Raw genomic sequence first — 26510 nt, forward strand, 5'->3', positions numbered from 1 at the left:
AACAGTTGACAACAGTTTCATACTGTTATATACTGTTTATGAACAGGAGGGAGAAAATGAAAATTATTATTAATCATTCTTTAATGACACCTATATATGAACAAGTTGTTGATCAGATTAAAACAATGATAAGAAAAGGAGAACTTAAAGAAAATGATCAGTTACCATCTGTTCGTACTCTCTCAAAAGAGTTGAAAATAAGTGCCCTGACTGTCAAGAAAGCGTACGATAACTTGGAAGAAGAAGGGTTTGTAGTGACAGTTCATGGAAAAGGAACATATGTGAGTGCGAATAATCGTGAATTGTTATTGGAAGAACAAAAAAAGGAAATCGAAGCCGATTTGGAAATGGCCATTCAAAAAGGTAGAAGATGTGGAATCAGTGATGAAGAATTAAAGAGTTTATTTGAGATGATTCTGGAGGGTTAATTATGTTAAAGGTAAAACATTTAAAAAAGAATTATGCTTCATTTTCATTAGACTGTTCTTTAGAAGTCAAACCAGGTTATGTCACTGGCTTGATAGGACAAAATGGAGCTGGAAAGAGTACAACATTTAAAGCTATCTTAGGGTTAATTCAATGTGATGGAGGATCAATTGAAATATTTGGTCAATCTGCTTTGAATGAAGAGGATAAACAGTTATTAGGTGTTGTTTTATCGGATTCAGGTTTTAGTGGATATTTAACAATATCAGATATTATTCCTATATTAGAGAATTTATATAAACAATTTGATAAATCATTCTTCTTACGTATGGTGAATCAGTTTGAATTGCCTAAAAATAAGAAAATCAAAGAATTTTCTACAGGGATGAAAGCAAAATTGAAAATTATCGTTGCGATGAGTCATCAGGCTCAACTGTTGATTTTGGATGAACCAACAGCGGGGCTAGATGTGATTGCGAGAGATGAATTGCTTGATATGATGAGAGATTATATGACAGAAGATGATCAAAGAGCTATTTTAATCAGTTCTCATATTTCCAGTGATTTAGAAACACTCTGTGATGATGTCTATATGATTCATGATGGTCAAGTAATTATGCATGAAGATACGGATGTCTTATTAAGTGAGTATGCTTTATTAAAGGTAGATGATCAACAATTTGAACAGTTGGATAAGGCGTATATCTTAAAATACAAAAAGGAAAGTTATGGTTATAGCTGTTTGACTCATCAAAAACAATATTATAGAGAAAATTATCCTAATATTGTATTAGAAAATAGTCATATTGATGATGTGATGACAATGATGATTAGAGGTGAAAAATCATGAAAGGTTTATTGATTAAAGATTTTAAATTGATGTTGATGCAAAAGAGTTTCTTTATCATTATTATTGTTGTGGCAGGTTTGATATCAATCAGTTCGCAAGATCCAACTTTTATGATTGGTTTTATAACATTTATACTATCATTATTTACCGTCAGTACAATTTCTTATGATGAATTTGATAATGGTTATCCATTCTTATTAACACTTCCTTTTTCTAGAAAAACTTATGTTTTAGAAAAGTATGTTTATGGATTGATTTTAGGAACAGGAGCCTGGATAGTATCAGTGATGATATGTAGCTTGATGCTTATTGTTCAGGGGAAGCCTGTGACTTCAGATATGTTGATTGGAGCTTTCGTGATTTTACCGATGTTTCTTGTCATAGAATCATTGATGATACCTGTTCATCTGCGTTTTGGTGGAGAAAAAGGAAGATATGCTCTCATTGCTTGTGTAGGTGTCCTTGTTGTGATTGGATTTGTGGTTATGAAAATAGTGGAAATCTTTCATATCGATGTTCTTCCATTGATTTTAGCTATTGATGCTTTAGGTCCAGTAATGTTTATGGTGATTCTTTTGATGATTGGATTTTTAATTATGTTGGTCTCTTTAAAAGTCAGTCTATCTATTATGAATAAAAAAGAATTCTAGGAGAATCATCAATGGATTTTACAATACTCATGGTTGTGTTGCTTTTAGGGGTTGGGATACCGACGAGAAATAAGGCTATTCGAGCTTATCGTCAAAGGAAGAATCGAAAGAATAGAAAAAATGATCAATGAAAAAAGATTATCAGTTTTTGAGGCTGATAATCTTTTATGTTTATAAATTGTCAATATAATCAATCACTTGATGAAGTGAATCAAGAATACAAGTTGTTTTGTTAGCATAATCTTCATCAGGGTATTTCATATCTGGAATACAAATCACAGATATATGAGCGTTATGGGCTGCTTGTATACCTGCTTCACTATCTTCTAAGACAAGTGCTTCACTTGGCTGAACATTTAACTTTTGACAAGCGTTCAAGAAAACATCGGGAGCAGGTTTTCCATGTTCGACCTCATCACCACAGATCACATCATCAAAATAATTGAGAATGCCATTATCAGTTAATAAAGCATTGACTCTTTCACGACGACTTGAAGTAGCAATCATTGTTTTATAATGATGTTCCTTTAAATAAGTCAACAATTTCACAAGACCATCTTTTAATGGAACACCATCTCTTGCAAATTGTTCATCCATTAACTGATGTACCTTTTTCGCAACTTCTTCAATAGGAAAATCTTCGCCATATTGATCAAACATAGCACGTCTTGTGGCTTCCATAGTACGCCCTAATAAAGTTGTATAAAACGCTTTTGTCATTTCTAAGTTCATCGTTTTTAAAACATCTTTATAACATTGATAAGTGACATTTTCTGTATCAATCATTAATCCATCCATATCAAAAATAACCGCTTTTAACATTTTTTATTCCTCCACTTTATATTGAGTATAAGAAAATGATCTATCTGTGTCAATGAAAAAACAAAGATTATGACAAGATTATTTTGCTTATTTTAAATGTTTATATTATAATGGTAACGGTTTGGAGGTTAGAGTATGAATAATATGATGGAAAGATTGGAAACAATCGCAAGAAGATATGAAGAATTAAATGAAATATTAATGGATCCAAGTATCGCAAATGATGTTCAAAAGATGACAGAAGCATCTAAAGAACAGGCAACTTTGGAAAATGCTTATCAGTTATATCAAGAATATAAAAAGGTTTTAGATGGAATTGAAGAAGCCAAAGAATTACTTAAAGAAAGTGATCCAGAAATTAAGGAAATGGCTGAATTGGAATTAAGTGAATTGGAAGAAAAGAAACCTCAAATTGAAGAAAAATTACATTTAGAATTAATTCCTAAAGATCCAAATGATAATAAAAATGTTATTGTTGAAATTCGTGGAGCCGCTGGTGGAGATGAAGGGAATATCTTTGCAGGTGACTTATATAGAATGTATGTCAAATATGCAGAATCACAGGGATGGAAGATTGAAGTTTTGGAAGCTCAGGATAGTGAAGCTGGGGGCTATTCATTGATTTCCTTTATGATTAAAGGGGAAGGTGTTTATTCAAAATTGAAGTTTGAATCTGGTTCACATCGTGTACAACGTGTACCTAAAACAGAAACACAGGGACGTGTGCATACTTCTACAGCGACTGTGCTTGTGATGCCTGAAGCAGAAGAAGTTGATTTTGAATTAAATCCATCTGATTTAAGAATTGACACATATCGTGCATCAGGTGCAGGAGGACAGCATATTAATAAAACAGATTCAGCAGTACGTATTACACATATTCCAACAGGTGTTGTGACAACTTCACAGGATGGACGTAGTCAGCATGACAACAGAGATAAAGCAATGCGTGCAATGCGTACAAAATTATATGAAATGAAATTACGTGAACAGGAAGAAGCAATTGGCAGTGAACGTCGTAGTAAGATTGGAACTGGAGATCGTAGCGAAAAGATCAGAACATATAACTATCCACAAAATCGTGTCACTGATCACCGTATTGGATTAACAATTCAGCAGTTAGACCGTATTATGGAAGGGAAACTGGATGATATTATTGAAGCTTTGATGAATGAAGATCAAAGATTGAAACTTCTAGGAGAAGAACAATGATTTTAAGAGAACTGATTCGTCAAAGTGAAGCCATGCTTGATGAAAAAGATAAAGACTGTAATGTTGCGAAAGTTCTGTTTTATCATTTGGCTCATAAAGAGCCTCATCAATTGTATCTGATGATGGATGAAGAAGTTGATGAAGAATTATTAAAACAGTTTCAGGATGGTATGCAAAGATATATGAATGGGGAACCTATTCAATATATTAATGGAAAAGAAAACTTTTTCTCTAGAGATTTTATAGTCAATGAAAATGTGTTGATACCACGTTATGAAACAGAAGAATTGGTAGAAAATATTCTTTATAAAATTGATGATTATTTTGATGATTATTCATCTATTGATTTATGTGATGTAGGAACGGGTTCAGGAGCGATTGCGATTACTTTGGCATTAGAAGAACCAAAATTAAATGTCGTCGCAACAGATATCAGTGAAGAAGCATTAGAGGTCGCTAAAGCGAATGCCAGTGAATTAGATGCTCAAGTGACTTTTTATCAAGGGGATATGTTAGAGCCATTGATAGACCGTCAACAGAAGTTTGATATCTTTGTATCCAATCCACCTTATATTCCACAAGATCAGGAAATTGAAAGTGTTGTGAAAGATAATGAACCCCATGTGGCTTTATTTGGTGGAAATGATGGTTTGTATTTTTATCGAAAGATCTTTAAAGATGTTCGTCATGTTTTAAAAGACCGTGCTTTACTTGCTTTTGAAATGGGATTTGATCAAAGAGAACTCATGTCACAGGCAGTAGAACAGTATTTTCCAGGTATTCCTTATGAAATTATCAAGGATATCAATGGAAAAGATCGCATGTTGTTTATTTATTATCATTTGAGTTAACATTATGGAAAAGATTTTAGAAACATCAAGATTATACTTAAGACGTTTAGAAGTTACAGATGCTATGCGTATGAGTGAGTATCGTCAAAAAAAGGAAGTCGCTTATTATCAATCATGGAAAAAGTATTCAGTAAAAGATGCAACAAAACGTATTCAGCAATGTTTAAAGTTAACAGATTTGAATCTACCAAAAACAAATTATCATCTAGCTATTATTTTAAAAGAAAATGATCAGATGATTGGTGATTTATTTGTAGATGTGGCTAATGAAAAGTTTTTTGTTTTGGGATATACAATAGATAGTATTTATTGGTCTCAAGGTTATGGAAGTGAAATTGTGGAAGCTTTTTGTGTGTTTATGAAAGAACAGTATCATTTTCAAAGAGTGATTTGTTATGTTTATAAGGATAATCAGCGTTCAAAACATTTGTTAAAAAAACTTGATTTTCAAAAGTTTGAAGAATCTTTCTTCTATCATGATGAAGGGTATGTCAAATATTTATAGCTCTATGTCAACAGCGATATGGATGCCTAGTTAAATGAGTAGCATATATTGCTTCAAATGATTGAATGAGGACTAAATATCCTCATTTTTTTTATTTTTCATATTTTTTCCATAAATTTATATTATAATAAAGAAAAATAGGAGGTGTTTATATGAAAGTCTTATTGGTTGAAGATGAAAAACTAATACGTCAGTTCATTGTAGAGTATTTTCAAAAACAGGGAGAAGAAGTTATTGAAGCGAGTGATGGATATGAAGGTTTATCATTATTAGATGATAGCTTTGATCTTGTTTTATTAGATATTATGATGCCTGGTATTGATGGTTATGAAGTTTGTAAACAGATTCGTCAAAAGAATGATATTCCTATTTTATTTATTAGTGCTTTAAGTGATGATGATAATAAATTAAAAGGATATGATCTTGGTGCTGATGATTTTATATCTAAGCCATTTACACCTTCATTATTATATGCAAAATGTAATGCTTTATTAAAACGCTTTAAAAAAGATGAGCAGGGGATGATTATTGAAGAAGGAATCATCCGTATTAATGATGATACGCATGAAGTTTATATTGATGGAGAAAAAGTATCTTTATCACATAAAGAATATCAGATGTTGATGTATTTTATTGATAATAAACGTAAAATTTTATCTAGAGATCAGCTTTTAGATCGTATCTGGGGTTATGATTATTATGGTGATCAGCGTATTGTTGATACTTATGTCAAAAAATTAAGAAAAAAATTAAAAGCAGCTTCAGTCTATATTCAAACGGTAGTCAAAATTGGCTATATGTTTGATTCTAAGGGGTAATCTATGAGGAAATTAAACTTTAGTTTAGTTATCAAAATAGCCTGTATTATTTTATTAGCTTTTTTAGCAGTATTAGGTAATGAAATTCGTTTAGGGATTGAGCGCTATATTAAAAACACATTAGAAACTGATGCTGAAATAACGATTCGTAACTTAGATAAGTTTGCCAAAAATTATGTTGAAAGAATTGCAGTGAATCCAGTTGATTTATCTTCCCAACAATTTTTAAGATTATATCATCATGCGCTTTCTGGGGATTTAACGAAAGTCAAATGTTTGGTTGATGCTGATGGAAAGATTTTAGATATGTCTAGAGATGGGGTTGAAGGACCATCATTATCTTTGATAGTTGAAAAAGATGATACGAATTATTCTGTTGGTATTGATTTTTCTTCATTGAGTCAAAAAGATTTGGAAAAATTGGAGAAGGTCATTATACAACATCAAAATTCACAATTAGATATATCTATTGATGTTCATATAGGCCAATATAATGAATTTAATGGTGAAATGAGAGATTTGGATTTTAAAGAAATAAAAGTCAACAATCAGACAGTTATTGAGCATCAGGTTGAAGGTGAAATAACACATATAGAAGGTGTTGCCAGTTCTTATATGAGTGCCAAGATGGAGCTGTTGTTTCCATATTCAGCAGATGGTTTATCATATTCTTCTAATTTAACACAAAAAGCAATGTTAACTGATTATCATGATGCTTTTAATGGATTAAAACAGCAAATTCAAAAAAATTTTGAACAATTTAAAGATTCAGGAAAAGAATTTAATTCATCAATTTATGATTATACACAATACTATTTGATTAATCCTTATGAATATAATGGTAAATATTATTCTACCATTATGATGCGATTAGAAGATTGGATCACACCTAATCAAACGCAAGAAGAAGTCACTGTAGATGCAGCAACAGTAGGTTATATTTTTATAACGCAGGAATATGAAAATCTACGTATGAAAAGTTTACAACAATTTATGTATGATAATTCATCAACATATATTTTAGCCATTGTTTTGATTATTATTATGTGCTTTATTGTAGCTTATATGATTGTCCGTCCAATCAAACAATTAGAATTAGCTGCCTGGCGCATTTCTCGTAAGCAGTTTGAATATCCTATTGATACTTCACGACATGATGAACTTGGTGATTTGGCTAGAAGTGTTGATAAGATGAGTAAGGAATTAGAAAAAACAATCAATGATTTGCATCAGGAAATTGAACGTGTTCAACAACTAGAGGTTGTCAGAAAAGAGTTCGTTTCTAATTTTACACATGAAATTAAAACACCACTAGGCATTATTAATGGTTTTAGTGAAATGGTTGAACTGGAACAGGATGAAAAGAAACGTAATGAATACATACAAATCATTCAAAATGAAACAAGACGCATTAATGAACTTGTTTTAGCTATGTTAGACTTATCAAAACTAGAATCTCAAAATATGACATTGGATCTTGAAGAAGTAGATTTATTAGATATCGTTGATGAAGCTTTAGAATCAATGGCTTGTCTGTTTGAAGCACAGAAAGTTCATTTGAAAACTGATTTAGATTCTAGTATTATCCAAGCCGACCCTTTTAAGATAGGAATGGTTATTACAAATTATATAAGTAATGCTTTGCGTTATACAGAAGCAGGCGAAGAAGTCATTATTCATTTGGACGAACATTGCTTCTCGGTAGAAAATACAGGGGCCCATATCCCAGAAGAAGACATACAAAAAATCTGGCTCTCTTTTCATAAAGTTGATAAAGCCAGAAATGAAGGTGGAACTGGTTTGGGGTTAGCTATCTGTAAAGCTATATTGGAATTGCATCATTTTGAATATGGTGTTGAAAATACACCACAGGGTGTTCTCTTCTATTTTAAATATTAGTTCCCTTTAGGGGGAACTTTTCTTATTGACAAACATCTATCCAGTCTTGAGGATGACAACACTCTTCTAATTCATGACAAGATAAACGAATCGCACTATGATCATTACCAGCAGCAGGATAGACGTATGCTAACTTTTGTAAAGAGATATCAAGATAAATTTGTACATTGTCTTTGACTACAAAAGGACATACACCACCAGGACTATGTCCAATATAGGATTCAACAAGTTCATTAGGAATCATTTTTGCTTTTTTATGGAAGTATTGTTTATATTTTTTATTGTCAATTTTGGCATCACCAGCCATAACAATCAGCAAAGGTTGTTCATCTATTAAAAAAGATAAAGTTTTAGCAATCTGTTGAGGTTGACATCCTAATGCTTTTGTGGCTAATTCAACAGTTGCGCTAGAATCCTTTAAATCAATAATACGATCTGCTAAATGAAGCTGATGAAAATATGTTTGAACACGTTTATATGACATAGTTATGACCTCCTTTGATTTCTCTCAGTTTTAGTATAATCTTTTGAATAGGATAAGTAAAATCTATAGAATGATGACTGTTTAAAAAAATAATGATTGTCTTTTAAATATGACAAATAATGCAAAAAGGAACCTCTATAATAATGGCAAGAGGTGGGAAAAATGGAACTGATTCTTAGTCCTAGTCGTATGAAAAAGATTAGGTACCAATTTATTTTTTATATAACTTTAATTTCTTTTTTAATTTCTATTGTACATATTTATTCAACATCATTATTATTTGCATTGCCTTTTTTTTATGTGTGCTTTATGTGTGGGTATCAGTCTATTATAGGTTATGCTATAGGGCTTGGTATAGGGGTTATATTCTTAGATGTTCCTTATGATGTTTTTGTGATAAGTGCTATATCTTTTGTTATTTTAGAATTCTGTTTACTGTTTCAATCCATGAAATCAAGATATGTGCCCTATCTTTTAACATTGATTGGAGGTATCTATTATGCTTATATTCAAATAGATTTACTTTCAACTTTATTACTCACTATTTTAACATATATCAATACAATGATTTTTACATCTTTAACACCGATATTTATGCATGGCGAAGCTGAGCTTTTGACTCATGAAAGAATGAAAGCTTTAACAGTTGTAATTCTTATATGTACAATGGGGTTATTGCCATATTCTCAAATGTCAACAATGATATTAATTCGTATTTTTATTTTAATTATGATTTATCATGAATGTTTAGATGATTTATTGCCAGGATTATTTTATAGTGCTATGTTGATGCTGTTGATGGATCTAGGATATAAAGATGATATTTTATCTTTTTTACTACCCCTTTTCTTTTTCTATATGATTCCTTGTCATAAAAAATCAACTATCGTCTCTCTATATTTTGTATCTCATCTTATTTTGCCATTCTTTTTAGATTTTCAATATACATATCATGGATTTATTGTCGTTGCCAGTGGCTTGATTTTTTTCATCTTACCGATGCGTTTACATAAACCTGTGTTGTCTTCAAGTTATCAGGAAATGACTTTTAAACAACAATTATCAAAACAGGTTGATTCTTTCTGTCATTTATTTGAACAGATGACAGCTCTGTTTACGAAAGCACCTGCACCTAATCGTTCTTTAGAATATGTGGGTTATATTTATGAAGATATGTGTCAGAATTGTTCAAGTCAAACCACTTGCTTTCATAAAAAATATGGACCACATCGTTTAGTCAAATTAATGAATAAAGGATTAAAAGAAAGTTATAGTGAAGCTGATGAAGATTTTATTCATCAATATTGTTTAAATCCAGAAAAATATCTAGCTTTAGTACAGCAGTATCGTAAAGATTATCGGAAAATCAGACGAGTTCAGGAAGAATATAAAGTGATGAAAAATGATCTCTATCATCAATTTTCATTATTAAATCATGTTTTTCATCAATTTTCTCATCAACTGGAAATTGGACATATTGAAGAAAAGCATATTTATGAACATATGGAAGGTTATCATTTTCAATTGGCACATCTTAAAAAATACTATGAATCACAATCAGTCTATTATTTAGAAATAGGGCTATATGATATGACTAGAGAAGAAATTGAAAATGAATTTATACCGATTCTTGAAGCTTATCTTAATGAAACATTGGATATAGAAGTTATCAAAACACCCATGCATCAGTTAGGTTATACATATCTTGTTTTAAAACATCATACCCGTTATTTTATTCAATACGGAGTCTCACAATGTGCTAAAGAAAGTATTGCCTGTGGGGATAGTTATACGATTTTTTCTATGAATGAAAATGACTATTTTGCCTTGAGTGATGGTATGGGACAGGGACAAAAAGCAAGTGATGATTCAAGCTTGACATTAGATGTCATGAAACAGTTAATTACAAATGGCATTTCTTTAAATGATACCATTCAATCAGTGAATGCTTTATTAAAAATTAAAAATCGTAATGATATGTTTACTACGGTTGATATGATAGAAATCAATCTGGTCAATGGAGTGACAACATTTATGAAATATGGGGCTTGTCCAACCTATATTTTACGTGATCATGAAATCATAGAAGTAGAATCTAAAACGTTACCGATGGGTATTGTTTCACCACTTGAAACAATGATTCAAAAACAAACTTTGAAAGAAAATGATATGATTTTTATGGTAAGTGATGGTTTTTCAGGACATTTTAGAGAATTTTTAAAGGATAATGAATATTTGATTGGTGATGATCATCCTAAAGATATTGCTCATTTATTTATGACATTGGCAAATGATGAACAAAGGAATGATGATATGACCATCATGGTTTTAAAAATATGTAAGCAATAATCCCAAAATATTGGGATTTTTGTTTTGGAATTATCATTTCTTTGATATAATGTCCTCATGGAGTGATAGCATGAATTTAGAGTTATTAGATCGTTCAAAATATTACGTGATTGGTGTGTCTGGTGGATGCGATTCAATGTATCTTTTAGATACTTTAAGAAAGGAAGGGTATCATTTACTGGTTGCTCATGTGAATTATAATTATCGTCATGATAGTTATATGGATTATGAGCTAGTCAGTGATTATTGTGCAATGTATGGAATTCCTTTCTATTATAAAGAATTTCATCCTCAAGATTATCATCAGGGTAATTTTCAAAATCAGGCAAGAACGTTAAGATATAATTTTTATAAAGAAATCTATGATCTTTATCATGTTGATGGTGTGATTTTAGGTCATCATTTAGATGATCATTTGGAAACTATTTATATGCAGTTATCCCATCATAATACGGTTCACTATTTAGGAATTAAACAGGAAACACATGTTCAAAATATGCGCATTATTAGACCTTTAATGTGTCTATATAAAGAAGAAATCATTAAAAGATGTCAAGATGGGCATATTCCTTATCATGATGATTATACAAATTTTGAAACAGATTTTGAAAGAGATAAAGTTCGTAATACTGTTTTGAATCATTATACATTACAACAAAAAGAAGAACTTTTAAAAAAGGCTGAAGCACATAATCAAAGAATCAAAGAATTAGAGTTTAAAGTTCAAACCTATTACCAACAATATAAAACAGATGGCATTATTTACTATTATTATATTCCTAAAGAGTTAAGAGAAATCTTTCTTTATTTAATTTTACGTGATGTGATGCCAACACAGTTAATTTCTTATTCTCTTATTCAGGAAATCAAGCATCAGATTGATAGTGTGAAACCAAATATTCAAATGAATTTACCAGTTAATTATCTGTTCATAAAAGAATACGATAATATCTACATCATTGATAAAGATAAAACCAAAGGCTATCATTTTGAATTTAGAGAATATATGCCTTTTGGTTGTGAGTATTTCCATTTATTAGATAGTGGTCATATCAATGAAGGGGTCTTTCTTGCCCCTGAAGATTATCCAATTACTATCCGTACAATGAAAGAAGGCGATAGCATTATGACATCTTCTGGAACAAAAAAACTCTCACGTCTATTTATAAATGCAAAAATTCCTGCTTTGAAAAGAAAAACATGGCCTGTTGTCGTGAATAAGGATGGAACTATTGTTTTAGTTCCACATATTGCAAAAAACATTGATTATTTGACTACAAAACCAAATGTATTTGTGATAAAATAAAAAGGCTTATTATAAGGAGTGAGAAGTATGCATAAAGATGTTAAAGAGATTTTATATACTCAAGAAGAAATTGTTGAGAAGTGTAAAGAATTAGCAAAACAAATTACAAATGATTATAATGATAAAGAAGTGATTCTGGTTGGTTTATTAAAAGGATCTGTTCCTTTTTTAGCGGAATTATCTAAATATATAGAATTAGATGTGACATTTGATTATATGGATGTCAGCAGTTATGAAGGTGTTGAATCACGAACAATTACAATCAAGAAAGATTTGGATCAGGATGTCAAAGGTAAAGATATCTTACTTGTAGAAGATATTCTAGATACCGGTAAAACATTAACAACAGTCAAAGCAATGCTTGAAGAACGTGGTGCAAATTCTGTTGAAATTGTTACAATGTTAGATAAAAAAGAAGGACGTACTTATCCAATTGAAGCAAAGTATGTAGGATTTGAAATTCCTAATGCATTTGTGATTGGATTTGGATTGGATTTTAATGAGAAATATCGTCAATTACCTTATGTAGGTATTTTAAAAGAAGAATGTTATCAGTAGTGAAAAGGAGATTATATGAACAATAAGAATAAGAGTTTAATAAAAGCCATATTGCCTTGGGTTCTTGTCATTATTTTATTGAGTTCATTAGTTCCATTATTAAATATGGGGCGTACAAATGAAGTGAACTATACTGAGTTTACGGAAATTGTCAATAAAGAAAATGTAACTGAAGTATCTGTGATGCCTGGTATTTATGTGACAAGTGTAGAAGGACAATATACAAAGACTAAAGAAGGTCAAGAAGTCAATTATACATTTAAAACAAATGTTCCACAGACTGATCAGGAATTAGATTCTTTAATTCAGTTAATGGAAGATAAAGGTATTACAGTTGAAGTTTTAGATGCAAAAAGTGAAAATATGTTGGTAGATACTTTATTAGGTTTACTTCCATATATTTTATTGATTGGTGTGATGTTTTTTGTAATGAGAAGTATTGGTGGTGGCGGGGGTGCCAATGCCAAAGCTTTCGATTTTGGAAACTCACGTGCGAAATTAGAGAAAGACAGCAAAACAAGATTTACAGATGTTGCTGGAGCAGATGAAGAAAAAGAAGAATTAAAAGAATTAGTAGATTTCTTGAAAAATCCAAAGAAATTTGCCAACATGGGGGCTAAAATTCCTAGAGGTGTATTACTTGTAGGGCCTCCAGGTACAGGTAAAACATTACTTGCAAGAGCAGTGGCTGGTGAAGCCAATGTACCTTTCTATTCTATTTCAGGTTCTGAATTCGTAGAAATGTTCGTTGGTGTTGGTGCTGGACGTGTGCGTGATATGTTTAAAAAAGCAAAACAAAATGCACCATGTATCATCTTCATTGATGAAATTGATGCTGTGGGGCGTCAAAGAGGAACTGGTGTCGGTGGTGGACATGATGAACGTGAACAGACATTGAACCAGTTGTTAGTTGAAATGGATGGATTTAGTGGTAATGAAGGTATTATCATTTTAGCAGCAACAAACCGTGCTGATGTCTTAGACCCTGCATTACTTCGTCCAGGACGTTTTGATAGACAAATTCAAGTTGCAAACCCAGATAAAAAAGCGAGAGCTGAAATCTTACGTGTTCACGCACGTAATAAGAAATTTACAGATGATGTGAATTTTGATAACATTGCACAACGTACTCCTGGTTTCTCAGGTGCAGAGTTAGCTAACGTATTAAATGAAGCGGCTTTATTAGCGGTTCGTTTAGGACATAAACGTATTACTTTAGATGATGTTGATGAAGCGATTGACCGTGTTATTGGTGGACCAGCGAAAAAATCACGTAAGTATACAGAAAAAGAAAGAAAATTGGTTGCTTATCATGAAGCAGGACACGCAATTATTGGTTTAACTTTAGAGGATGCCAATAAAGTTCAAAAAGTCACAATTATTCCTAGAGGCCAAGCTGGTGGATATAACTTAATGACACCAAAAGAAGAAACATATTTCCAAACAAAATCACAGTTAATGGCAAGCATCACTGGATTCATGGGTGGACGTGTGGCTGAAGAAATCTTCTTTGGTGATGTCTCTTCTGGTGCGCATAATGATATTGAACAGGCGACTCGTATTGCCAGATTAATGGTTACTGAATTAGGTATGTCTGATTTAGGACCAATTAAATATGATTCTGGTCATGATGCAGTATTCTTAGGTAGAGATTATTCATCTACAAGCAATACACATTCTGGTCAAATTGCTTATGAAATTGATCAGCAAGTTCGTAAGATTATTGATACTTGTTATGAACAATGTCGTCAGATTATCAATGAACAAAAAGATAAGTTAATTATTATTGCGAATGCTTTATTAGAGCATGAAACATTAAATAATGAACAAATTGAATCATTATATAACACTGGACATATGTTAGAAATGGATAATGGTGTGGATGATGATGATCATCATGATCAAAACCCACCAGTAGAAGAAAAGAAAAGCACAGTGAATTTAGATGATGATTTATTAGATGAAATGAAATAAGCACGTATGTGCTTATTTTTGTAAGAGGAGATTACAATGAAAAGAAGTACAATGAGTAAATTATTGGTTCTTATTATTATTGCGTCTATGGTTATTCCGTTAATTGGTTACTTTGCGCTAGGAGGTTAAAAGATGAAAGATTATTTAGTGAGAGGTTTAGTACAATCAAAAAACTGTCGTGTATTTGCATGTACAACACAGCATTTATTAGAAACAGCAAGACAAAAGCATGACTTATGGCCAACAGCTTCAGCAGCTTTAGGACGTTTGATGTCAGCTACTTTGATGCTTGGAGCGATGAATAAAAATCATGAGAAAATGACTGTCACAATGAACGGTGGTGGATCTATTGGCACATTGATGGCATGTACACATAGTGATGGGAAAATTAAAGCTTTTGTTGGAAATCCACATGTTCATTATACTTATGAAGATACAGGTAAACTCGGTGTTGGTTTAGCTGTAGGGAATCAGGGAACTTTACAAGTGATTAAGGATATGGGATTAAAAGAACCATTTGTTGGGACTGTACCTATCCAAACTGGTGAAATTGGTGAAGATTTTTCTTATTATTTTATGGTATCAGAACAGGTGCCATCTGTCGTTTCATTAGGTGTTCTTGTTGATACAACAAATGAAATCTTATCTAGTGGTGGATTTATTATCCAACTTTTACCTGAAGCCAGTGATGAAGATATTTCTTATATTGAAGATAAAATGAGAAATTTCCCAGCAGTTTCTGCTTTATTAAATGAAGGTCATACACCTGAAGAAATATTAAAAATGATTTTTGAAGATGTTGAAATATTAGATACGCAAGATTTATCTTTTGAATGTGATTGTTCAAAAGATAAAATGAGAAATGCATTAATGACAGTAGGAAAAGATGAAATTCAAGCCATGATTGATGAAGATCATGGTTGCGAAATGACATGTCAGTTCTGTAATTCAAAGTATACTTTTAGTGAAGATGAATTAAAATCATTATTAGAGGATATCCAGTAGGATATTCTTTTTTTGTTGTGAAATCATAGAGTGTTTTATGTATATAAAAACTTTTAAGATAATGATTTGTCAGAGGATGAAAAGAAATGATTGTATGATGTATTCATGATATAATTGTATTGTAAAAATATAATTTATCATGAAAATGCGTTATGAGAAAGTGAGATGAAAATATGGGAAATGGTATTATCATTTATCAATCAAAGTATGGATCAACAAAAAAATATGTCAATTGGTTAATTGAAGAAACTCAATTTGATTATATAGAAACACCACATGCGAAGATAAAAGATATAGAAAAATATAATACAATTGTTTTGTGTGGTGGTATCTATGCTTCTGGTATAGCAGGTTTATCATTTCTTAGAAAAAACTATCAATTATTAAAAAATAAAAAAATAGCTATACTTTGTGTTGGCGCATCACCATTTGACAAGAAAGCATTTAATGAAGTAAAAGCACATAATCTTAAAGAAGATTTAAAAAATGTACCAACATTTTATGCGAGAGGTGCCTGGGATGAAGAAAAAATGTCATTGAAAGATAGAACTTTATGCAAAATGTTACAAAAGGCTATAGCAAAAAAAGATCCTAGCACTTATGAACCTTGGATGAAAGCACTCATGAGTGCAGTAGGAGAAAAATGTGATTGGACTGATAAGGAATATCTAAGACCATTATTGGATTATATTCAATAGAAATAATCGTTTATAGAGGTGATGAAGAATATGACAAGATATGTTGCCTTATTGAGAGGAATCAATGTAAGTGGAAAAAATAAAGTCTCTATGCCAGCATTGAAAGAAGGCTTTGAACAACTTGCGTTTGAAGATGTTAAGACTTATCTTAATAGTGGAAATGTTATTTTTTCTAGTCACGAAGATAATATAAAGAAGTTGACAAATCAAATTGAACTCATGATTCACAATCAGTTTCGTTTAGACATTTCTGTTTTTGTTATATCAAAACAAGATCTTCTAGATATTTTACACAATTCACCTCAATGGTGGGGCAATAATAACAAAGATATTTATGATAATCTTATTTTTATTATACCACCAGCAAAATTCTTGGATGTCTATAATGAAATAGGGGAACAAAAAAAAGAATTAGAAAAGATAGAGAATTATAAAGAAGTGATATTTTGGTCTTTTAGTCGTAAAGATTATCAAAAAACAAATTGGTGGTCTAAGACAGCAAGTGCAAATATCAGTGCAAAACTAACGATAAGAATAGCAAATACAGTCAGAAAAATAGCCAATATGTAATCACTTTTCAAATAATGGAATAAAATGAAAAGTTATATAGATAAAGATAAATTGTTATAAAAAAAGAAGGCACAAGGGGAAGGTGCCTTCTCTTTTTTGGGGTTTACCAATATTAGGAATATAACTTTGATAACTTACATCTATTTTATATTGGGGAGGAAAAATAGAGGGGAAAGTGTAAGTTATCTGTTTATATGGTTGACAGATCTTTTATTTTTATTCAAATAAAATTCAATAAATTTGAGTGAGGGTAAATAAATATTTTTAGGTAACTCATTTAATGAAAACCAGCACCATTCATCTTGTTTATCAGGTTCCATAACTTGGAGCTTACCATCATATTTTTTAGCCACAACATGAATCGTTACAAAATGTTTATCTTTTTGAAAATCATCAACAACATTAACAATATGTAAATCATCAATATGAAGATTTGTTTCTTCTTTGACTTCTCTTTTGGCACATTCATATATTGTTTCATCAAATTCCTGTTTGCCACCTGGTAGACACCAGCAATCAGGTTGATAGATACCACCTGTATCTTCATAATGAGCATTTCTATGTCCCATGAGTATTTGATTATCGTGAATAATCATAACACCTACACCCACTTTTATGTGTTTTTCCATCTTGATCACCTCAATCATCATTATAACAAAAAAATACGATTCTTTTGATGAGAATCGCATTTGTTTATTACTAACAATGTATTTTGAATGGGAGAGGGAAAATATTACATTGCCAATGGAAAATTTATTTTTTTATCGCCTCCTATGTTTTATACTATATCAAGTATTTGTCTTTGTATTTTCAAGAAAGTATGTTATATTGTGTTATGGTGAAAAAAATGAAAATTGGAAATATAGAAATTAAAAATAGAATTATTATGGCGCCTATGGCGGGTATCACAAATGTTGCGTTTAGAAAGATTATTAAAGAATTTGGAGCTGGGCTAGTCGTTAGTGAAATGGTTAGTGATAAAGCCTTATGTTATGGTAATCAAAAAACGATTGAAATGTTGACGATTGATGAAGATGAACATCCAGTCAGTATACAGATATTTGGTGGGGATGTAGATTCCATGGTCAAAGCAGCCAAGTTTGTAGATGAACATTCCAACTGTGATATTATTGATATTAATATGGGATGTCCTGTTCAGAAAGTTTTAAAAGCTCATGCTGGAAGTTATTTATTGCAGTATCCAGATTTGGTTTATGATATTGTTAAAAATGTGGTGGAAGCTGTCAGTAAGCCAGTGACTGTTAAGATACGTATTGGTTATGACTTTGATTCTATTAACTGTGTAGAAATTGCAAAATTGATTGAAAAAGCAGGAGCGAGCGCTATTGCTGTACATGGAAGAACACGTTCACAAATGTATGAAGGTCATGCTAACTGGGACTATATCAGACAGGTGAAAGAAGCTGTCTCTATTCCCGTTATTGGTAATGGAGATGTCAAAACGGCTCAAGATGCAAAACGTATGTTGGAAGAAACAGGTTGTGATGCTGTGATGGTTGGAAGAGCAGCACTTGGGAATCCATGGGTTATTCAACAGATGGTTGCTTATGTTGAAAATGGAGTTTTATTAGAAGAACCAACAATGGATGAAAAACTCAATCAATGCTTATCACATGCTAAAAGATTAATGAGTGTTGAGGGCGAAAAAAATGCCATGAGACAAATGCGAGGGCACGCTCCATGGTATATCAAAGGTTTAAAATCAGCAAGTGCTATTAAGAATCATCTTTCTAAAGTCAATACATATAATGAATTAGAAGAGATTATAGAAAAATATCGTATTTATTTACATACAGGTGATAAAGCAGTTTTTGAGGAATGATAGGGGAAAACACTATGGGGAAATTAAAAAAGAAATTATTTTACCAATTTTAGGTATATTTGTTATTGTGTGCATTATAGGTGTTATTTTATGGAATAGGCAAGATTTTCATTTAATCAAAGATACATTAACTTTGGAATATGGAGAAACTTTACCAAATCAATTTGATGATTTTATTGAGACTAATGGTGATATTGAAAATATTGAATATAGTAGTCAAGATATAGATGATTTTGAAGAAGTATTAGATGTTGGAGATTATACAATTGATTTTCAATTGGGAAATAAAAAAGAAACTTTATATATTTCAGTAGAAGATACGACGTCACCTCGATTACAATTACGAGAAGAAGTAACTGCTTTACAAAATCATACTATTGATTATGAAGAATGCCTATCTATACAGGATTTATCGGAATATGAGACTACCATTATTGATGATGATGTCAATTACAATACACCAGGAAAATATGTTGCGAAAGCTATAGTTAAAGATGAATATCAAAATCAATCAACAATAGATATACCTGTTACGATTGAAGAAGTAACTTTGAAAGCTTCAAATGCGTCAATGACTTTGAAACCAAATGAAACACAGACATTAAAAGTAACGACAAATAGTCATCATGCAATTACATATGCATCAAGCAATCCAGATGTTGTGACTGTAGATGAAGCAGGTCATATATCTGCTTTAAAAGCAGGAACTGCAACAATAAGTGCTAGTGTTGATGGACATACCCAAACATGTCATATTACAGTTCCTTCTACACAAAAGAAATCAACAACATCATCTCATCATACAACACATCACTCTTCTACAAATGGAACAACACAATCATCAAATAATTATGTAGGAGAAACAGTTTATATAACAAAAACAGGTGAAAAATATCATCGCGATGGTTGTCGTTATTTAAGAAGAAGTCAGATTGCTATTTCATTAAGTGATACAAAGAATCGTGGATATACAGCATGTAGTGTATGTTTCTAAATATAAAAGTGATATAAATATATGAAAAAGAAATGCGAACATTTCTTTTTTTTCTTTATTTCAATTGTGATTTATATTTTTGACCAATAGGTAGGCATGTATGAGAGTTCATATAAACATAGGTAGAGGTCTTTTTTTGAATATAAGCCTTATTAATAATGTATGATTTATGAATTTGAATAAATCCTAATGGTTTTAACTTCCTTAATATTTGTGATAGTTTTTCTCTTACTTTAAATGTTGCGCTTTCGGTATGAATGAATACATAATGTCCATAAGATTCAATGTATTCAATTCTTTGTGAGTTAATTCTAATAGTTTGATAACCGGATTTAAAATTTAATATTGTCCCTAAACCACGTTCTTTATATTGTAGAATTTCTATTAAATGAATAATGTCTTTTTCAATATGTGAAAGCCTAACAAAAGTTAAAGGGTTGTATTCTAATAATTCAAACATATATTCTCCATTTTCAATTAAGAATATAAAATCTAAATGATAAAAAGATAATGTCTCCATTTCTTTAATATCTTGAATTGAGCGAATTTGTTTGATAAAGATGGCATTGACTAAATGGTTATTATATTGAATATAGGTTATGTTTTGAAAGTATGTGTTAAAATATCTTTTGAGTATTTGAGTATATTGAACTTCACACTGTAAAATAATATTCACTATTTTATTTTCTCCTTTTCAAGTGATTCAATGTATTCCTGAAATTGATAACTATTTGTACTTAACACAGACCTCAAATTGTATTTATCAACGATTTCAATATGTTGCTGTTCTAATAATTGTAGTGCTTGTTCATAATCACCTTTTTCTATCTGATTAATGCTTGTCGGGAAAATGGTAAAAACAGAACCATCATGCATTAAAAAAGTCATTTTTAATCTATAACCTTTCTGTGCCCATCCTGCGAATTGGGTAATATAAGATAGATTAACTTTTAAAATTTGATTTGCTTTCATAGAAGTGTTGGGAATGGCTTTTTTGTTTTTTAAAATACGAAAGACTTCGACAAGCTGATTCAAAAATCCTTTAGCGTGGTAATAATTAACACTTTGCATGGTAAACTCTAAAGTTTCATAGGAACCAATAATAGGTGTTAGAAATAACATAGTTAAAATATATATAAAAAAAGAAAAGATATAGTTATTGATAAGTGGTAAATTTGTATAAAGGTGAAAGATATTAAAAAATCCAACAGCAGTCAATAAGCCAAAAACAGATAAATATATCCAACTGAAAACAATTCCTTTTCTTGACATTCTTTCTCCAATGGTAACTTTCTTATCCATAGATTGTAGCCTCCTTACACCTTCATTATATTTTATAGAGTGTTTTAATGAATAGATTAGGCATGAACAGGACTTGAGATGTCATGAAAAATATTTTTAAGTTATATGCAATAATTGAGTACGTGGATATATCATTAATAAAACTGAAAAGAATAATTCTTATTATTTTGAATATTTTCTTCTTATAAAAGCTTCATAGATTCCTATGACAATAAACATTCCAGGTATAGTAGTGAAAATAGCTATGCGAAGAACAATTGTTTGATCTAAAATAACACCTTCTAAAACAAAAATAAGTCCATAAATAAATAATAATAATGCAGTTGCATGATTATGTGCAGTGACATCTGATATGTTTTTAGCGAGTAATGGACGTGTATTATGATAAATTGTTAAAGGTTTTTTAGATATATAATGATAAATTGCAGAAATTATTATGATGAATCCAATAATAATGACTAAATATTTTTCATTGCTCATATTATATTCCTCCATGATTGTTTTTTTTCATCTATTATTATATCATATTTGACTATAGGAGAAAATGACGTGAATTGAAATCTATTATTTTTCTATTTCTCCATGAATCATATTTATGAATCAGATGTAACGGAACATCAAAATGATTAATTATTATTAAGGGTTCAATATGATATTTTAAACATTCAACAACAATATTTTCATCGCCATGAGGAAAGATTCTTGACCAACAAATAGAAAAACGATAAACATTAAAGCCTATTTGTGCAAGTATGGTAATTTCTTCTTTATAATGATGATAACCATCAATAGCATATCTTGAAGGATATCTCTGATCTTTTAATATTTCTGGATCTAAGGCATCAGATGCGACAGGAGAATGATTTTCCTTAGCAGGAATAAAATCTACATTAGATAAACTTCTATTTTTTTCTAAATAAGCTCCTTCATATTGACTAGTAGCAGTTGTTCCACACCATAAGAAATTTTTTGGAAATTGATTCATCATTTTTTCCCTTCATTTTGTGATTATTCATGAGTATAAAAAATGCACTCAGTTATAAAACCGAGCGCACTCGACATCTTATCGACCTTGCAATTGCGACTGCATGACCTCCGATGACTGATAATTGTATGCTTTCATACAATAATATGTTATGTTTTTATTGTCAAGCTATTTTCTACGATCTTTGAAAAACCCAATTAAAATCAAAGTAATGCCAAGAATGGCAAGCGGAATATAAATTTTATTAGGAATATGATAAACAAGTCTATCTATTCCAGAGATTAAAATATAAATTATTATTCCAACACTTATAAAAATGTTTCTATCTTTCATAGCCTCACACTTCTTTAAATTAGAATTTGTCTAAAATAGTAAAACCAAACCGCTTGCAACCATTTCCCTTACTGCGGAAACAGTATCACTAATTGAGTGCGTGGTTGTGTCTATGACATTTGATTCATAGATTCCTAAATTGGAAAATTGCTCCCACATTGTTTCTACCAATTCAATATTTGTGTCTCTATCCAGCTTCGCTCTTTCCGTAGCTCGTTTCAAAGTTTCTTCCTTACTGGCTCTTAAAATAATATAGTGTACCTCATAATGTTCACGGACAAGATTTTGCCACGGTTCTAAAAACCACGGTCCGATAATGCCGTCTACAATAACATCATATCCCCCACGAGCGTATCGTTTTGCCGCATCTAAAAAAGCTTCAATAACAACTAAATTTTGCTCATTTGACTCTGGCAAATGCGGTGGAATTGCCCCTTTACTCAAATAATGATAAAAGTCATCTGTGTGCATATGCACGGACTTTTCCAAATCTGATTCTTTTGCAACAATAGATGCCGTTGTAGTTTTCCCTGTCCCCGGCGAACCTGTGATTACAATAATTCTACCTAGGTTCATCTATGTTTCACCTCCACAAATTCCAATTTTCAAACCATCTTACTCATTATTAAAGCAATAATTAAAGCAATTATTGCAAATCCAACTATGGTTCCCAGCCATTTGACTATTTTCATTTTTGTAGGAATATAAGGTTTTAATTCTTCTGTATTGGGTATATCCCACGCTTTTGTATGTTCTATCCAATACCAGTCAACAAAAAATCTATCAAATAGTCCCATTATATACATTATAAATAAACTTTGAATAAAAATATTTCCAAACTCTTTTGCATCATTTATATAGCAAACCATTAATGGCACTAGAATAAAACAAGGTAAGTATAAAACTATAATTGATATAATGGTTTGTTTCTTTATTTCTTTTTGAGTAGTATATCCTAATTTTATTGCTTTTTCTTGAACATTCTTTTCGTAAAATACAGTAAATTTTTCAGGACCATTTGCTATACCAATAACACAAAACATTAAAAGTATAAAACATAATACTATACCTTCCATTAGTAACATTAGAATTAACATTAAAATCAACTCGCTTTCAAATTCAAATTTACCAACGTGTCATATTTTTCTTAAACTTATTTGTATAAGAGTGTTTTAATTCATCTGTAGTTATTCCATAATAAAGAAGAACATCATTATAATACATAAGAACATCAGCAAGTTCTTCAATAAGTTTTTCTCTCAAAATGCTATCTGAAACAGCCTTTTCACTACCGTTTTTTTGATGATATCAATGACTTCTCCAATTTCACCAATCATCCAAAGTCATTTATTTTGTCCTACTTCAGGAGATATCTGTTCCTATTTATCTTTATATTTATCTTGCAATTCTTTTTGCATTGCTAACATCTCATTTATTCCAAAATCTACCATAAAAAACCTCCGTAATATATTTTAGTCATTATTGTTCACCTCTTGGTGCTTGTTCTGTATTATGAAAAGTAATAGTTATCACCATACGATAATCACAATCTACTTTTCTAAAATCTGAATATTCTAATGAATCATTTGGCATATCATCTTCTATATCCCCAACAACGCCTTGAGTTAAAGCTGTTTTAGAAATATAATTGATCGTACTTAACGTTGAAGACTCATTTTCAGTATTATTGTCCGATTTTTTTGGACTTGTACATCCTATCAATAAAAGCATACATAAAATTAATAATAGAATCTTTTTTATAAGAATCAACCTTTCTTTCCTTACTATTATTTTATCAATGATAATAATAATAATCAAAATAAACAAATCTTATAAAAATTTTAATATGAGTTTTCATTCTTTTTTTATCTGAATAAAATTATAAAAAAGCTAATCTTTTGAAAAAAGAAGAATAGCATAAATTTATGAATACCGTTGATGATGAATATAAAAGGGATATTGATATTATTAAGAATAACGTTACTTAAAACTCCATGCTCAAATGGAGCTATTGAGCTATCTGGTAGATTGGTAGAAAAATAAAAAAAGAGATATGCGATTATTTTCAACAAGAGAGATTGAATCAAGATTATTATTTATAAAAATCAAATCTATATCTCTATAGCTACATTTAGAAGATGGTTTAATGAAGATGCAGAAAAACTCTTGATGGCTATATCTCTCATATGTGAGCGAAAGAGTACAGATGAAGTGTTTTTTTGATTGTGAAATATCTTGCATTTGATATAATATGATTGTTATCGTTCCTCCTCTTGAAGGGAGGTGGTTCAATGTTATCTGATTTAATAGTTGCTGTCATGGCAGGATTAATGGTATATTACATATGCAAATGGTTAGACAGTTACTTTTAACGATAACTAGCCTAGTGTTAAGTTCACTCTAAAAACTAAAAAAGGTAAGGAGTCACGATCCTTACCTTTTTGCATTTGGTACAATGCTATCTGATTTACAAGCAGATTATAACATCTAACCTGCCTAATTTCAAGTATATCTACATTTTAGCTATTTATACATTTTTGATTTTATCACTATTTATTTCTTGGTTTCATCTGCGGGAAGAGGATAACTTCTTGGATAGATTCTTGACCAGTTAATAACATCACTAATCTATCAATATCCATACCCATTCCTCCTGTTGGTGGTAATCCGTATTCCAAAGCTTCTACATAATCTAGATCCATTTCAATCCATATATTATTTATATACACGTTTTACGTGTTTTTGTGTGATAATGAATATAGAAAAAAGGTGGGATTTGTAGGTTTTATATTTAATCACTTTGTTTTGCATACTACATAGATATTTTTATTTATTAAGCCAGTTATTCATACCATGCAGAATAGCAACTGGAACAAAGGAATCAAATGAATCATACATAAGTTGATTAATGATATGTGAAATCAATTGAGCTTGAACTTCAACTAAAAAGAATGCTTTAATAGCATGAAGCCCATACCTATAGCAATACATTGGAAGATGCATGAAAGCACATAATAAACCTACAACTAAATATCTCATAAAAGTGTTTTTAATAGGAAACTTTTTGCCTATAAAACCTCTAAATAATATTTCTTCTCCCAATCCCACAGCAAATATTTGATACAATAGATTTGGAATAGAAGCTAACGGTGTATAATTATTGTAAATATAATATCTTCTAAAGAACTGATATGCTATAAAGAAACAAGTCAAAATAGCCATATATATGATTTCTTTCTTTTTGTATTTTCTGATACCAAGTTCTTCAAGTCCACCCTTTTTGTATGATATATAGATAGGTAAAAATATGCCTATTAGATATAGTGTTGCTATGGAAAACCATATTGTTCTCAAATATATATATTCTATAAGAGTGCATACTATTAGTGCTATACACAATATAAAACTCTGTTTTATATAACTCATATTAATAAAATATTGTCCTACTTTTTTCAATTTTAAATTCATACATCTCCCTCCAAACATATCTTTTTGTAACTCATATCATATAAATTCTTTTTGCAAGATTTTAATCATATTTGAATTATAAAACAAAAAAATAAATATAATATAGCGGAGTCGCTATATTATATTTATTTAGTGTGTGTCAGTCATGACATGAATTAAGTTGAAAATAAACCAACAACAGATAGTTATTACCAAGTGTAGTAAACCAGAAGTCGTTGACATTGATGTTGAGGATGAAGTTACTTTAATAAACTGATGTAAAAGGTAAAGAAAAACTAAGACAATAAATCAGAACGTTATGAAAGAAACAGAATTTGTGAATTATTCTAGGAGGTCTTGTGGACGAGGTATCCTAGTAAACTGATAATAGTCTCAACGAAAAAATTACAACAAAAAGTCATGATACTAAAGAACAGAAGTTATAAAGATAGTCTAAGAAGTCACGGGGTTTTCCAAAACGAATAAGTTTTACGGGAAATCTCTTTTTTGGTTTTCTCTTATGCTGGTTTAAAATCACGGGAAATTCTATAATGGTATTATCAGGATATATCTTCTGAAATCTATAGAAAGAAAAAAAGATGAAACCCTCCCGACCAAAGTTGAGTCTC

Annotated in this window: 29 protein-coding genes and 1 pseudogene; 17 read left to right on the top strand and 13 right to left on the bottom strand. The window is 30.6% G+C overall.

The window, feature by feature from the left end; genetic code table 11:
• The first annotated feature begins 56 nt into the window (after nucleotides 1-56).
• Genes B5E79_RS09160 through B5E79_RS09170 form a run of 3 tightly spaced genes read left to right on the top strand, consistent with a single transcriptional unit; the run spans nucleotide 57 to nucleotide 1926 of the window.
• Complete coding sequence (locus tag B5E79_RS09160; RefSeq protein ID WP_087297776.1) at nucleotides 57-428, top strand: GntR family transcriptional regulator; 372 nt, start codon at nucleotides 57-59, stop codon at nucleotides 426-428.
• A 2-nt stretch (nucleotides 429-430) separates the two neighbouring features.
• Entirely contained in the window at nucleotides 431-1276 is an 846-nt protein-coding gene (locus B5E79_RS09165; RefSeq protein WP_087297777.1) for an ABC transporter ATP-binding protein, read from the top strand.
• Nucleotides 1273-1926 (top strand): ABC-2 transporter permease, encoded by a 654-nt coding sequence (locus tag B5E79_RS09170; RefSeq protein ID WP_087297778.1) that lies wholly within the window; start codon nucleotides 1273-1275, stop codon nucleotides 1924-1926. The genes B5E79_RS09165 and B5E79_RS09170 overlap by 4 nt, the downstream gene beginning before the upstream one ends.
• 171 nt (nucleotides 1927-2097) lie before the next feature.
• Here B5E79_RS09170 and B5E79_RS09175 read toward each other — a convergent pair whose 3' ends face one another.
• Nucleotides 2098-2748 carry an HAD family hydrolase gene (locus tag B5E79_RS09175; protein WP_087297779.1) on the bottom strand — a complete coding sequence of 217 codons (651 nt, stop codon included), beginning with the start codon at nucleotides 2746-2748 and terminating at the stop codon, nucleotides 2098-2100.
• Nucleotides 2749-2883: 135 nt separating this feature from the next.
• On the opposite strand from B5E79_RS09175, the gene prfA reads away from it, so the two are divergent.
• From prfA to B5E79_RS09200, 5 genes are all read left to right on the top strand, one after another.
• Nucleotides 2884-3960 carry a peptide chain release factor 1 gene (prfA, locus tag B5E79_RS09180; protein ID WP_087297780.1) on the top strand — a complete coding sequence of 359 codons (1077 nt, stop codon included), beginning with the start codon at nucleotides 2884-2886 and terminating at the stop codon, nucleotides 3958-3960.
• Nucleotides 3957-4811 carry a peptide chain release factor N(5)-glutamine methyltransferase gene (prmC, locus tag B5E79_RS09185; RefSeq protein WP_087243916.1) on the top strand — a complete coding sequence of 285 codons (855 nt, stop codon included), beginning with the start codon at nucleotides 3957-3959 and terminating at the stop codon, nucleotides 4809-4811. Before prfA ends, prmC begins: the two co-directional genes overlap by 4 nt.
• Nucleotides 4812-4815: 4 nt before the next feature.
• Nucleotides 4816-5316 (top strand): GNAT family N-acetyltransferase, encoded by a 501-nt coding sequence (locus tag B5E79_RS09190; RefSeq protein WP_087297781.1) that lies wholly within the window; start codon nucleotides 4816-4818, stop codon nucleotides 5314-5316.
• 152 nt (nucleotides 5317-5468) lie between these two features.
• Nucleotides 5469-6134, top strand: coding sequence for a response regulator transcription factor (locus B5E79_RS09195; protein ID WP_087243914.1), 666 nt, complete (start codon nucleotides 5469-5471; stop codon nucleotides 6132-6134).
• A 3-nt stretch (nucleotides 6135-6137) separates the two neighbouring features.
• Entirely contained in the window at nucleotides 6138-8033 is a 1896-nt protein-coding gene (locus tag B5E79_RS09200; protein ID WP_087297782.1) for a sensor histidine kinase, read from the top strand.
• A 22-nt stretch (nucleotides 8034-8055) separates the two neighbouring features.
• On the opposite strand, the gene B5E79_RS09205 is transcribed toward B5E79_RS09200, so the two are convergent.
• Nucleotides 8056-8517, bottom strand: a complete 462-nt coding sequence (locus tag B5E79_RS09205) for a YbaK/EbsC family protein (RefSeq protein ID WP_087297783.1) — start codon at nucleotides 8515-8517, stop codon at nucleotides 8056-8058.
• 162 nt (nucleotides 8518-8679) lie between these two features.
• Between B5E79_RS09205 and B5E79_RS09210 the strand changes: the two genes are divergently transcribed.
• From B5E79_RS09210 to B5E79_RS09240, 7 genes are all read left to right on the top strand, one after another.
• Complete coding sequence (locus B5E79_RS09210) at nucleotides 8680-10866, top strand: SpoIIE family protein phosphatase (RefSeq protein WP_087297784.1); 2187 nt, start codon at nucleotides 8680-8682, stop codon at nucleotides 10864-10866.
• A 70-nt stretch (nucleotides 10867-10936) separates the two neighbouring features.
• Nucleotides 10937-12172, top strand: coding sequence for a tRNA lysidine(34) synthetase TilS (gene tilS, locus B5E79_RS09215; protein ID WP_087297785.1), 1236 nt, complete (start codon nucleotides 10937-10939; stop codon nucleotides 12170-12172).
• A 27-nt stretch (nucleotides 12173-12199) separates the two neighbouring features.
• The gene (hpt, locus tag B5E79_RS09220; protein ID WP_087297786.1) at nucleotides 12200-12730 is read left to right on the top strand and encodes a hypoxanthine phosphoribosyltransferase; all 531 of its coding nucleotides are present in this window, start codon (nucleotides 12200-12202) and stop codon (nucleotides 12728-12730) included.
• A 15-nt stretch (nucleotides 12731-12745) separates the two neighbouring features.
• Nucleotides 12746-14704, top strand: coding sequence for an ATP-dependent zinc metalloprotease FtsH (gene ftsH / locus B5E79_RS09225; protein WP_087297787.1), 1959 nt, complete (start codon nucleotides 12746-12748; stop codon nucleotides 14702-14704).
• A 132-nt stretch (nucleotides 14705-14836) separates the two neighbouring features.
• Nucleotides 14837-15709 carry an Hsp33 family molecular chaperone HslO gene (hslO, locus tag B5E79_RS09230; protein WP_087297788.1) on the top strand — a complete coding sequence of 291 codons (873 nt, stop codon included), beginning with the start codon at nucleotides 14837-14839 and terminating at the stop codon, nucleotides 15707-15709.
• A gap of 173 nt (nucleotides 15710-15882) precedes the next feature.
• Nucleotides 15883-16407: a flavodoxin domain-containing protein gene (locus tag B5E79_RS09235; protein WP_087297789.1), complete on the top strand. Its 525-nt coding sequence runs from the start codon at nucleotides 15883-15885 to the stop codon at nucleotides 16405-16407.
• Between the two features lie 30 nt (nucleotides 16408-16437).
• On the top strand, nucleotides 16438-16977 hold the full coding sequence (locus tag B5E79_RS09240) for a DUF1697 domain-containing protein (RefSeq protein ID WP_087297790.1): 540 nt from the start codon (nucleotides 16438-16440) through the stop codon (nucleotides 16975-16977).
• Nucleotides 16978-17159: 182 nt separating this feature from the next.
• Here the strand turns inward: B5E79_RS09240 and B5E79_RS09245 are convergent, their stop codons facing one another.
• Nucleotides 17160-17606, bottom strand: a complete 447-nt coding sequence (locus B5E79_RS09245) for a nucleotide triphosphate diphosphatase NUDT15 (RefSeq protein ID WP_087297791.1) — start codon at nucleotides 17604-17606, stop codon at nucleotides 17160-17162.
• Between the two features lie 218 nt (nucleotides 17607-17824).
• Here B5E79_RS09245 and dusB point away from each other — a divergent pair, with 218 nt between their 5' ends.
• Together dusB and B5E79_RS09255 are read left to right on the top strand one after the other, a co-directional pair.
• Nucleotides 17825-18820, top strand: a complete 996-nt coding sequence (dusB, locus tag B5E79_RS09250) for a tRNA dihydrouridine synthase DusB (RefSeq protein ID WP_087297792.1) — start codon at nucleotides 17825-17827, stop codon at nucleotides 18818-18820.
• Entirely contained in the window at nucleotides 18810-19814 is a 1005-nt protein-coding gene (locus B5E79_RS09255) for an Ig-like domain-containing protein (protein WP_087297793.1), read from the top strand. The genes dusB and B5E79_RS09255 overlap by 11 nt, the downstream gene beginning before the upstream one ends.
• 55 nt (nucleotides 19815-19869) lie before the next feature.
• Here B5E79_RS09255 and B5E79_RS09260 read toward each other — a convergent pair whose 3' ends face one another.
• From B5E79_RS09260 to B5E79_RS09305, 10 genes and pseudogenes are all read right to left on the bottom strand, one after another.
• Nucleotides 19870-20490 carry a LytR/AlgR family response regulator transcription factor gene (locus tag B5E79_RS09260; protein WP_087297794.1) on the bottom strand — a complete coding sequence of 207 codons (621 nt, stop codon included), beginning with the start codon at nucleotides 20488-20490 and terminating at the stop codon, nucleotides 19870-19872.
• Nucleotides 20490-21116: a hypothetical protein gene (locus B5E79_RS09265; protein WP_087297795.1), complete on the bottom strand. Its 627-nt coding sequence runs from the start codon at nucleotides 21114-21116 to the stop codon at nucleotides 20490-20492. Before B5E79_RS09265 ends, B5E79_RS09260 begins: the two co-directional genes overlap by 1 nt.
• Nucleotides 21117-21278: 162 nt before the next feature.
• Nucleotides 21279-21596 (bottom strand): hypothetical protein, encoded by a 318-nt coding sequence (locus B5E79_RS09270; protein WP_087297796.1) that lies wholly within the window; start codon nucleotides 21594-21596, stop codon nucleotides 21279-21281.
• Between the two features lie 52 nt (nucleotides 21597-21648).
• Nucleotides 21649-22104 carry a family 1 glycosylhydrolase gene (locus B5E79_RS09275; RefSeq protein WP_087297797.1) on the bottom strand — a complete coding sequence of 152 codons (456 nt, stop codon included), beginning with the start codon at nucleotides 22102-22104 and terminating at the stop codon, nucleotides 21649-21651.
• A 165-nt stretch (nucleotides 22105-22269) separates the two neighbouring features.
• Nucleotides 22270-22434, bottom strand: a complete 165-nt coding sequence (locus tag B5E79_RS13585; RefSeq protein WP_164483500.1) for a hypothetical protein — start codon at nucleotides 22432-22434, stop codon at nucleotides 22270-22272.
• A gap of 30 nt (nucleotides 22435-22464) precedes the next feature.
• Nucleotides 22465-23010, bottom strand: coding sequence for a P-loop nucleotide/nucleoside kinase family protein (locus tag B5E79_RS09280; RefSeq protein WP_087297798.1), 546 nt, complete (start codon nucleotides 23008-23010; stop codon nucleotides 22465-22467).
• Between the two features lie 29 nt (nucleotides 23011-23039).
• Nucleotides 23040-23519 (bottom strand): hypothetical protein, encoded by a 480-nt coding sequence (locus B5E79_RS09285; RefSeq protein WP_143746777.1) that lies wholly within the window; start codon nucleotides 23517-23519, stop codon nucleotides 23040-23042.
• Between the two features lie 394 nt (nucleotides 23520-23913).
• Nucleotides 23914-24204 (bottom strand): hypothetical protein, encoded by a 291-nt coding sequence (locus B5E79_RS09295; protein ID WP_087297800.1) that lies wholly within the window; start codon nucleotides 24202-24204, stop codon nucleotides 23914-23916.
• Between the two features lie 779 nt (nucleotides 24205-24983).
• Nucleotides 24984-25139 (bottom strand): annotated as a pseudogene (locus B5E79_RS09300) (amino acid--tRNA ligase-related protein); the annotation flags it as partial.
• A 121-nt stretch (nucleotides 25140-25260) separates the two neighbouring features.
• Nucleotides 25261-25902 carry a CPBP family intramembrane glutamic endopeptidase gene (locus tag B5E79_RS09305; RefSeq protein WP_087297801.1) on the bottom strand — a complete coding sequence of 214 codons (642 nt, stop codon included), beginning with the start codon at nucleotides 25900-25902 and terminating at the stop codon, nucleotides 25261-25263.
• Nucleotides 25903-26510 lie beyond the last annotated feature (608 nt).

Origin of the sequence: Massilimicrobiota sp. An134, from assembly GCF_002160815.1 — a bacterium.
Lineage (GTDB): Bacteria > Bacillota_I > Bacilli_A > Erysipelotrichales > Coprobacillaceae > Allocoprobacillus > Allocoprobacillus merdigallinarum.